The organism is Phenylobacterium sp. (genome assembly GCF_046463815.1).
In the GTDB taxonomy this organism is placed as follows: Bacteria; Pseudomonadota; Alphaproteobacteria; order Caulobacterales; family Caulobacteraceae; genus Phenylobacterium.
On sequence record NZ_JBKBRO010000007.1, the window covers coordinates 150,809 to 160,588 of the forward strand.

At 72.2% G+C, this 9,780-nt stretch carries 6 protein-coding genes and 1 pseudogene; 4 read left to right on the top strand and 3 right to left on the bottom strand.

Annotation, left to right across the window (positions count from 1 at the left end; all coding sequences use genetic code 11):
- Positions 1 to 20: 20 nt before the first annotated feature.
- Positions 21 to 3,272, bottom strand: coding sequence for a tetratricopeptide repeat protein (locus ACK4TT_RS06575; protein WP_410212663.1), 3,252 nt, complete (start codon positions 3,270 to 3,272; stop codon positions 21 to 23).
- A 76-nt stretch (positions 3,273 to 3,348) separates the two neighbouring features.
- Positions 3,349 to 4,146, bottom strand: a complete 798-nt coding sequence (locus ACK4TT_RS06580; RefSeq protein WP_410212664.1) for an isocitrate lyase/phosphoenolpyruvate mutase family protein — start codon at positions 4,144 to 4,146, stop codon at positions 3,349 to 3,351.
- 145 nt (positions 4,147 to 4,291) lie between these two features.
- Between ACK4TT_RS06580 and ACK4TT_RS06585 the strand changes: the two genes are divergently transcribed.
- The 4 genes from ACK4TT_RS06585 to gyrB all read left to right on the top strand — a co-directional run bounded on the left by ACK4TT_RS06585 (position 4,292) and on the right by gyrB (position 9,663).
- Positions 4,292 to 5,221 carry a DUF808 domain-containing protein gene (locus tag ACK4TT_RS06585; RefSeq protein WP_409637806.1) on the top strand — a complete coding sequence of 310 codons (930 nt, stop codon included), beginning with the start codon at positions 4,292 to 4,294 and terminating at the stop codon, positions 5,219 to 5,221.
- 27 nt (positions 5,222 to 5,248) lie between these two features.
- Entirely contained in the window at positions 5,249 to 6,385 is a 1,137-nt protein-coding gene (recF, locus tag ACK4TT_RS06590; RefSeq protein ID WP_410212665.1) for a DNA replication/repair protein RecF, read from the top strand.
- Between the two features lie 102 nt (positions 6,386 to 6,487).
- Positions 6,488 to 7,132 carry a DUF3617 domain-containing protein gene (locus tag ACK4TT_RS06595; protein WP_410212666.1) on the top strand — a complete coding sequence of 215 codons (645 nt, stop codon included), beginning with the start codon at positions 6,488 to 6,490 and terminating at the stop codon, positions 7,130 to 7,132.
- Between the two features lie 95 nt (positions 7,133 to 7,227).
- Positions 7,228 to 9,663, top strand: coding sequence for a DNA topoisomerase (ATP-hydrolyzing) subunit B (gene gyrB, locus ACK4TT_RS06600; RefSeq protein ID WP_409637797.1), 2,436 nt, complete (start codon positions 7,228 to 7,230; stop codon positions 9,661 to 9,663).
- A gap of 9 nt (positions 9,664 to 9,672) precedes the next feature.
- Here the strand turns inward: gyrB and ACK4TT_RS06605 are convergent.
- Positions 9,673 to 9,780 (bottom strand): annotated as a pseudogene (locus ACK4TT_RS06605) (IS5/IS1182 family transposase); the annotation flags it as partial.

Here is a 9,780-nt window from a genome sequence, read left to right on the forward strand (position 1 = left end):
AGGGCGGCTCGGGCCCGAGGTCATCTGCGGCGATCGGCCGGCGAGCCTCCCGGAGCGATGTCGGTCAGTGCGTCGGCGACCTGGCGGACGACGGGCTCCCATCGGCCATCGGGAGACTGGCGGAAGATGCGGACCGAGCCGTACCAGGGCATGCGCTCGCCCTCGGCGCCGTAGCGCCATTCGGGCTGGCGCGGGGCCATCATCCAGACCGGCGCGCCCAGCGCCCCGCCCAGGTGGACGATCGCCGTCTGGACCGAGACCACCAGGTCCAGGTTCTGGACGAGCCCGGCCAGGTCCTCGAAGTCCGCGACGTCCTCGGGGGGCGGCGACCAGATCGGCCGCGGCAGCGTCGCGTTCTCGGCCGCCAGCTCCGCCCGGACGTCGCCGTACTGCAGGTTCACGAACTCGCAGTCCGGCCGTTCCAGCAATGGCCGGAGCGTGGAGAGGGTCATGGAGCGCCTGATCGACGATTCCCCCGGCGGCCCCCCGCGCCAGGAGAGGCCGATGCGCAGCGGCCGTTCCTTCGGGCCCAGGCGCGCGGCCCAGCGGGCGCGGACCTCGTCCGACGCCGACAGGTAGGGACGGCCCGGGAAGTCCTCCAGTCGGTTCCGGAACAGCCGGCCCAGCGAGCCCATCGCCAGGACCTTGTCGAACTCGGGCGCGGTGTCGTCGTCCTCCATCGGTCCCCGGAGGGCCAGGCCCGGAAACGCCTGGGCGAACAGCCGGTGCAGCCGCGTTTCGCAGACCAGGGTCACGGATCCGGCCGTCGCCATCAGGTCCGGGATGATGCTGGCGAACATGACGACGTCGCCGACGCCCTGCTCGGCGACCAGCAGGACGTTGCGGCCCCGGAGGGCGTCCAGGGAGACGCCCGGCTCGAAGCGCGACTGCAGGCCGCGGCGCGCCTCGCCGCGGGATCCCCGCCGGAAGCTGTCGACCCGCCAGCGGTGCTCGTAGTCCGCCCAGCCCTCCGAGAAACGGTGGAGCCGAAGCAGCGCGAGGCTGCGCGACCAGCGGATGTCCTCGTGATGGGGGTCCAGCGCGGCGGCCCTTTCGAAGGCCGCCAGGGCCTCCTGCTCCAGCTCCCTGTTCCCTTCGGCGTAGGCGAGGTCGATCAGGATGAAGCCGCGGTTGCTGTGCGTCAGCGCATACCGCGGGTCGAGCGCGATGGACCTGTCGTACACGGCGAGCGCCTCGCGCAGGCGTCCCAGGCAGCTCAGGGCGTTGCCCATGAAGAAGAGCGTCTGGGCGTGGTCCGGCTCCAGGGCGAGGGCCTTCTGGAGACTCTCGAGGGCCTCCTCGTGTCGCTTGAGCCTGACAAGGGCGAGGCCGCGGTGCCGGTGGCCGAGGGCGCCGTCCGGCTCCAGCTCCACCGCGCGTTCGAACACCGCCAGCGCGTCGGCGACGCGGTGGACGTCCAGGAGGGCGTTCCCCAGGTTGTTCAGCACCGCCACAGAGTGGGGATTGAGCCTTCGGGCCGCCTCGTGGGCGTCGACAGCCTCGGCGCTGCGCCCCTGGCTGCGCAGGGCCGAGCCGAGGTTGGTGTGCGAAATCCAGTCGGCGGGATCCTTCGCGACGTGCTCCCGCAGCAGGCGGACCGCATCGCCGTAGCGACCTTCGCGGATCGCCGCCACGCCCCGTTCCCGGGCGATGTTCCTTGCCTGCGCGGTCAGTGCGTCGGCGACCTGGCGGACGACGGGCTCCCATCGGCCATCGGGAGACTGGCGGAAGATGCGGACCGAGCCGTACCAGGGCATGCGCTCGCCCTCGGCGCCGTAGCGCCATTCGGGCTGGCGCGGGGCCATCATCCAGACCGGCGCGCCCAGCGCCCCGCCCAGGTGGACGATCGCCGTCTGGACCGAGACCACCAGGTCCAGGTTCTGGACGAGCCCGGCCAGGTCCTCGAAGTCCGCGACGTCCTCGGGGGGCGGCGACCAGATCGGCCGCGGCAGCGTCGCGTTCTCGGCCGCCAGCTCCGCCCGGACGTCGCCGTACTGCAGGTTCACGAACTCGCAGTCCGGCCGTTCCAGCAATGGCCGGAGCGTGGAGAGGGTCATGGAGCGCCTGATCGACGATTCCCCCGGCGGCCCCCCGCGCCAGGAGAGGCCGATGCGCAGCGGCCGTTCCTTCGGGCCCAGGCGCGCGGCCCAGCGGGCGCGGACCTCGTCCGACGCCGACAGGTAGGGACGGCCCGGGAAGTCCTCCAGTCGGTTCCGGAACAGCCGGCCCAGCGAGCCCATCGCCAGGACCTTGTCGAACTCGGGCGCGGTGTCGTCGTCCTCCATCGGTCCCCGGAGGGCCAGGCCCGGAAACGCCTGGGCGAACAGCCGGTGCAGCCGCGTTTCGCAGACCAGGGTCACGGATCCGGCCGTCGCCATCAGGTCCGGGATGATGCTGGCGAACATGACGACGTCGCCGACGCCCTGCTCGGCGACCAGCAGGACGTTGCGGCCCCGGAGGGCGTCCAGGGAGACGCCCGGCTCGAAGCGCGACTGCAGGCCGCGGCGCGCCTCGCCGCGGGATCCCCGCCGGAAGCTGTCGACCCGCCAGCGGTGCTCGTAGTCCGCCCAGCCCTCCGAGAAACGGTGGAGCAGAAGCAGCGCGAGGCTGCGCGCCAGGCGGACGTCTCCGTTGTTCGGATCCATGGCGACGGCCGTGTCCAGCGCGGCCAGGCCGGCCTTCTCCCACGCCCTCTCGCCTTCAGCATAGGCCAGCGAAATCATCGCCAGGCCGCGGTCGTTGTGCGCCGTGGCCTGGCGGGGATCGAGGGCGATGGACCTGTCGTAGGCGGCGAGCGCCTCGCGATGTCGGTTCAGGGCCACCAGGGCCTGGCCAAGGAGGAGGTGCGCCTGGGCGTCCTGGGGGGCGAGCGAAACAGCCGTCCGCAGGCTTTCCAGCGCATCCGCGAACCGCTCGAGCCGGATCAGCGTGAGCCCTCGGTGCCGGTGGCCGAGGGGGCTATCCGGCGTCAGCGCGACGACGCGTTCGAAGACCTCCAGCGCCTCCGCCATGCGATCGAGGGCCAGCAGCGCATTTCCCAGATTGTTGAGCACCGCCGGCGAATCCGGCTTGAGCCGCCGCGCGGCCTCGTGCGCCGCCACGGCCTCCGCGATCCGCCCGACGGCGCGCAGGGCGACGCCCAGGTTGGTGTGGCCGGCCCAGTCGCCCGGGTCCAGGGCGACGAGCTCGCGCAACAGGCGGACAGCCTCCTCGTGCCGCCCGGCGCGAAGCGCCGCGGCGCTCTGCTCACGGATCCGGCCGATGTCCGGCATGGCGTCAGGGTCGAGTTTCAGCGGCGCCTCCTGGCGCCGGTCTTAGCCCGATCCCGCGGCCTTGCGTAAGTGGCTGTCAGCCGAACCGCTTCTGCAGGTTGGGGAAGCCCGCGCCGGCCGCGGCCAGGGCGTCGGGATCGCCGTCCTTCAGGAAGGCCTCCATGGACCGGGCGAGCGCCGCGTAGGCCACGCGGAACGGGTTGGTGGCCGAGGACAGGCGGCGCACGCCGAGCGCCTGGAGCCGCGCGGCGTCCGGCACCCCGGTCCAGCCCATGACGTTGAGCGGCAGGCGGATGGCGTCGGCCAGGCGGCCGATGAGGTCGGGGTCGGCGGGGCCGGGGACGAAGATGCCGTCGGCGCCGGCCTCGCGGTAGCGCTCGGCCCGCTGGATGACCTCGGTGAAGGCCGCGTGCCCCTCGGCCAGGCCCTTCAGATAGACGTCGATGCGGGCGTTGACGAACAGGCGGTCGCCCAGCGCCGTCTTGACCGCGGCGATCTTGGCGGCGTGCAGCTCGGGCGCGCGCTTGCCGTCCTCGAGGTTGATCCCCACCGCGCCGGCCCCGGCCACCTTGGCCACGTTGTCGGCGAGCTCGGCGAGGTCGTCGGTGTAGCCGCCCTCGATGTCGGCGGTGACGGGGACGTCCACCGCCCCCACGACCTCGGCGATCGTCGCGCACATCTTGTCGATGGGAGCGGCGTCGCCGTCCGGGTAGCCGTGGGCCCAGGCCACGGCGGCCGAGGAGGTGGCCACGGCCTTGGCGCCGGCGTCGGCCATGATGGCGGCGCTGGCCGCGTCCCAGGCGTTGGGCAGCACCAGGATCTCGGCCCCGGTGTGCAGGCGACGGAAGGCTTCGGCCTTGGCGGACTGGTCCATGGTTTCCCCTCTGAGAGCTTCGCCGGTCAGGACGAGGATATGGGGCGGCGTGTGACGCGTCGCTCGCGGAATTCGGACTCGAACGGCTTTGACGGCGCCTTCTGGACGCCTTAGCGGATCGGCGGGAACGGGAGGACCAAGGCGCATGGCTTCGGGACTGGTCGCCCTGCTGGACGACGTGGCGGCGATCGCCAAGGTGGCGGCGGCCTCGCTCGACGACGTCTCGGCCGCGGCCGGCAAGGCGGGGACCAAGGCGGTGGGGGTGGTCGTCGACGACGCCGCCGTCACCCCCAGCTACGCCATGGGCTTCACGCCCGACCGGGAGCTTCCGATCGTCTGGAAGATCGCGCTGGGCTCGCTCAAGAACAAGTTCCTGTTCCTGGCGCCGGGCGCGCTGCTGCTCAGCGCCTTCGCGCCCTGGCTCGTCACCCCGATCCTGATGCTGGGCGGGACCTACCTCTGCTTCGAGGCGGCCGAGAAGGTGCTGGAGGCGATCCTCCACGAGGACGCCGCCGACGAGGTGGACGAACTGGCCCTGGGTTCGGCGGAACTGGAGAAGGAAAAGGTCTCGGGCGCGATCCGCACCGACCTGATCCTGTCGGCCGAGATCGTCGCCATCTCGCTCTCCAACGTGGCCGACCGGCCGCTGGCCGTGCAGGCCGCCGCCCTGGCCCTGGTGGGCCTGCTGATCACCGTGGGCGTCTATGGCGTCGTGGCGCTGATCGTGAAGATGGACGACATCGGCCTGCACATGGCGCGGCGTCCGACCGCCTTCTCCCGCGCCATGGGCCGGGGCCTGGTGAAGGGCATGCCGGGCGTGCTGGCGACGCTCGCCACGGTGGGCACGGCGGCCATGCTGTGGGTCGGCGGCGGCATCCTGCTGCACGGGCTGGAGCACTACCGCGTCCCGGTGATCCCGGACCTCGCCCACGCCTTGGCGGCGCCGGTCCGCGCCCTGCCCGGGATTGGCGGGGCGGCGGCCTGGGTCGTCACCGCCCTGTTCTCGGCGGTCATGGGCCTGATCCTGGGCGGGGCGCTGGCGGGCCTGCTGCACGTCGCCAAGCATCGACGCTGACCGGCGCGGCGGGCTAAGACCCCAGTCGTGCGCACGGCTCTCACCCGCCTTTCCCTGACCGATTTCCGCTCGTACGCCACGGCCGAGCTGGCGCTGGACGGCCGGCCGGTGTGGCTGGCCGGGCCGAACGGGGCGGGCAAGACGAACCTACTGGAGGCCGTAAGCTTCCTGATCCCCGGCCGGGGCCTGCGCGGTTCGTCCATCGCCGAGGTCGGCCGAAGACTGCCGGGCGAGGCCCAGGGCCGCGCCTGGGCGGCGGCCGCGACGCTTCTGTCCGGCGACGACGAGATCCGCCTGGGGACGGGGGTCGAGCAGGGCGGGGCCTCGCGCCGCGTGGTGCGGGTGGACGGCGAGCCGGTCCCGCCCGGACGGCTGGCCGAGCACGTCCGGCAGGTCTGGCTGACCCCGGCCCAGGACCGCCTGTTCCTGGAAGGCGCGGGCGACCGCCGGCGCTTCCTCGACCGGCTGGTGTTCGCCGCCGAACCCGGGCACGCCGCCCACGTCCAGGCCTATGAGAAGGCCATGCGCGAGCGGATGCGGCTGCTGACCGAGGGCCCCGCCGATGCGGCCTGGCTGGACGCCCTGGAGGCGAGGCTGGCCGAGTCCGGCGCCCTGATGGCCGAGGCCCGGGCGCGCACGGTGGCGGTGCTCGCCGCCGAGATCGCCACGCGCGGCGAACGGCCCTTCCCCCAGGCCAAGCTGACGCTGACCGGCGAGTGGGCGCAGATGGCCGCGGACGGCGCCGAGCTCGCCGACATCGAGGGGAAGCTGGCCGGGGCGCTCAGGGCCGCCCGCGACCGCGACGCCGCCGCCGGCAGGGCGCTGACCGGGCCGCACCGGGGGGACCTTTCGGTCGTCCACGCCGAGAAGGACCGGCCCGCCGCCGAGTGCTCCACCGGCGAGCAGAAGGCCCTGATCCTCAACCTGGTGCTGGCCCAGGCCGCGCGCCTGGCCCGCATCGCCGCCGCGCCCAGCCCCATCCTGCTGCTGGACGAGGTGGCCGCCCACCTGGACCGCACCCGCCGCGCGGCCCTGTTCGACGAGATCGAGGCCCTGGGCCTCCAGGCCTTCCTCACCGGCACCGACGAGCACCTGTTCGAGGCCCTGGAGGGGCGCGCCCAGGGCTTCCGCATGGACGCCCAGGGCTTCGCGGCGGCGGGCTGAGCCGCGTTCGTCGCCGCGCCGGCGGCCTCGGGCGCAACCGGCTTGCGAGGGCGTCCGCCAGGACTTCATGCGGGGCCGTCCCACTCACCAAGGTCAGCCCAGATGCGCATTCGCTCCGCCCTGCTCCTCGCCGCCGCCGTCGCCGGGCTCTCCGCCTGCGGCCCCGCCGCCCCCGAAGGCGCTTCGGAAGCCCGGACCGGCGAGGCGACGCCGGCCGCCGAGACCTCGGCCGCGGGAATCCAGGCCGCCGGCCTGAAGCTGGGCGGCGACGGCGTGCCGCGCTTCCGCAACGGCTGGTGGGAGATCATCAGCACCGAGGAGGGCCAGACCGAGACCTCTCACCGCTGCATCGGCGACGAGATCGACACCAAGGTGCGTGAGATGCTCACCCGCGAGACGCCGACCTGCCAGACCAGGCGCTCGGCGATCCAGGGCGGCCTGAAGATCAGCGCCGTCTGCGCCCAGACCGGCGGGCTGAAGACCGAGACCCAGCTCGTGATGACGGGCAGCGACGTCGCCTACGACGTGAAGTTCGGCCTCTACGTGGTCATGCCCGACGGCGCGCGGGACGGCGGCGTGACGACCATGAAGGCCCGCTGGACCGGCGCCTGTCCCCCCGGCGTGAAGCCTGGGGAGGAGTCGAGGGCTAGCCTCGCCGGCCCTCTCCAGCGGCGGGTGCGGCTCTCTGGCCCGCGCCCCCCGAAATTCGTGCAGAATCAGCTTCGAACCCTATATAGGAGGACGTGAATCCCGCGGGCGCGCGCGTCCGCCCATCAGGCGCATCCGAGCCCCGGTCCGATCCCGGGGCCGAACCCGAAGAAGGCGCCTCTTTCGGACGAAGCATGAGCGAAGACACCACTCCCGAGACGAACGGCAACGGCAACGGGGCGGCCGAGTACGGCGCGGAGTCCATCAAGGTCCTCAAGGGCCTGGACGCGGTGCGCAAGCGGCCGGGCATGTACATCGGCGACACCGACGACGGCTCGGGCCTGCACCACATGGTCTACGAGGTGGTGGACAACGCCATCGACGAGGCCCTGGCCGGCTACGCCACCCGCGTCGAGGTGATCCTGAACGCCGACGGCTCGTGCACCGTCACCGACGACGGCCGGGGCATCCCCACCGACATCCATGAGGGCGAGGGCGTCTCGGCGGCCGAGGTCATCATGACCCAGCTCCATGCCGGCGGTAAGTTCGACCAGAATTCCTACAAGGTCTCGGGCGGCCTGCACGGCGTGGGCGTCTCGGTGGTGAACGCGCTCTCGGACTTCCTGCGCCTGAAGATCTTCCGCGGCGGGTTGCAGCACGAGATGGAGTTCCGGCGCGGCGACGCGGTCGCTCCGCTGGCCGTCACCGGCAAGGCGCCGCTGCGCGAGAACGGCGAGTTCCTGACCGGCACCCACGTCACCTTCCTGCCGTCGGCCGAGACCTTCCGGTTCATCGAGTTCGACCTGAAGACCCTGGAGCACCGCCTGCGGGAGCTGGCGTTCCTGAACTCGGGCGTGACCATCTGGCTGAAGGACCTGCGCGGGGCCGAGCCGTTCGAGGAGGTCATGCACTACGAGGGCGGCATCGAGGCCTTCGTGCGCCACCTCGACAAGGCCAAGCATCCGCTGGTCAAGGCGCCCATCGTCGTGCGCGGCCGCCGCGACACGGTGGAACTCGACATGGCGCTCTGGTGGAACGACGGCTACCACGAGAACGTCCTGTGCTTCACCAACAACATCCCGCAGCGGGACGGGGGCACGCACCTGGCGGCGTTCCGCTCGGCGCTGACGCGGATCATCACGGGCTACGCCGAAAGCTCGGGCGCGGCGAAGCGCGAGAAGGTGTCGGTCTCGGGCGAGGACGCGCGCGAGGGCCTGACCTGCGTGCTGTCGGTGAAGGTGCCCGACCCCAAGTTCTCGTCCCAGACCAAGGACAAGCTGGTCTCGTCCGAGGTCCGCCCGGCCGTGGAAGGCCTGGTGTCGGAGGGGCTCTCGACCTGGTTCGAGGAGCATCCGAACGAGGCCAAGCTGATCGTCCAGAAGATCGCCGAGGCCGCCGCCGCCCGCGAGGCGGCCCGCAAGGCCCGCGAGCTCACCCGTCGCAAGTCGGCCCTCGACATCACCTCCCTGCCCGGCAAGCTCGCCGACTGCCAGGAGAAGGACCCGGCCAAGTCCGAGCTGTTCCTGGTGGAGGGCGATTCCGCCGGCGGCTCGGCCAAGCAGGCGCGCAACCGCGAGAACCAGGCCATCCTGCCCCTGCGCGGCAAGATCCTGAACGTCGAGCGGGCCCGCTTCGACAAGATGCTGTCGTCGGACCAGGTGGGCACGCTGATCACCGCCCTGGGCGCCGGCATAGGCCGCGACGACTTCGACATCGAGAAGCTGCGCTACCACCGGATCGTCATCATGACGGACGCCGATGTCGACGGCGCCCACATCCGCACGCTGCTGCTCACGTTCTTCTACCGGCAGATGCCGGAGGTGATCGAGCGGGGCTACCTCTATATCGCCCAGCCGCCGCTCTATAAGGCGTCCAAGGGCAAGTCCTCGCGCTACCTGAAGGACGACGCCGAACTGGAGGCCTACCTCGTGGACGAGGGGACCGACGGGGCGGTGCTGGAGCTGGCCTCGGGCGAGCGGCTGACGGGGGCCGACCTGCTGCGCCTGGTCAACGCCTCGCGCACGGCCCGGGCCAACATCCAGCGGCTGTCGGCGCGCGCGCCCGCCTTCGCCATCGAGCAGGCGGCCCTGGCCGGCCTGTTCGGCGAGGCCGGCGACCTGGCCGCGGCGGCGAAGCGGCTCGACCTCTACGCCGAGGAGGGCGACGGGCCCTGGAGCGGCGAGAAGGGCGAGGGCGGCGGCTACGTCTTCTCGCGCGTGAAGCGCGGCGTCTCGGAACGGATCGTGCTGGACGAGGTGCTGCTGCAGGCCGCCGACGCCCGCCGGGTGGCCGAGCGCGCCAAGGAGCTGGCCGAGGTGTTCAACGGCCTGGCGACCTTCACGCGGAAGGAGCGCGCGACCACGGTGCGCGGGCCCCTCGACCTGGTGGGCGCGGTGATGGACAACGGCCGGCGCGGCCTCTCCATCCAGCGCTACAAGGGCCTGGGCGAGATGAACCCCGACCAGCTCTGGGAGACCACCCTCGACGCCGAGGCGCGCACGCTGCTGCAGGTGAAGGTGAACCACGCCGACGACGCCGACGACATGTTCACCCGCCTGATGGGCGACCTCGTCGAACCCCGCCGCGAGTTCATCCAGGAGAACGCCCTGGACGCCGAGGTGGACGTCTAGGGTCCAGCCTCATAACCACCAGATGACGATGGCGGCGAGGCAGACGGCTGCGGCGTAGGTGCAGGCGAGCTTGTCGTAGCGGGTGGCGATGCGTCGGAAGTCCTTGAGGCGGCAGAA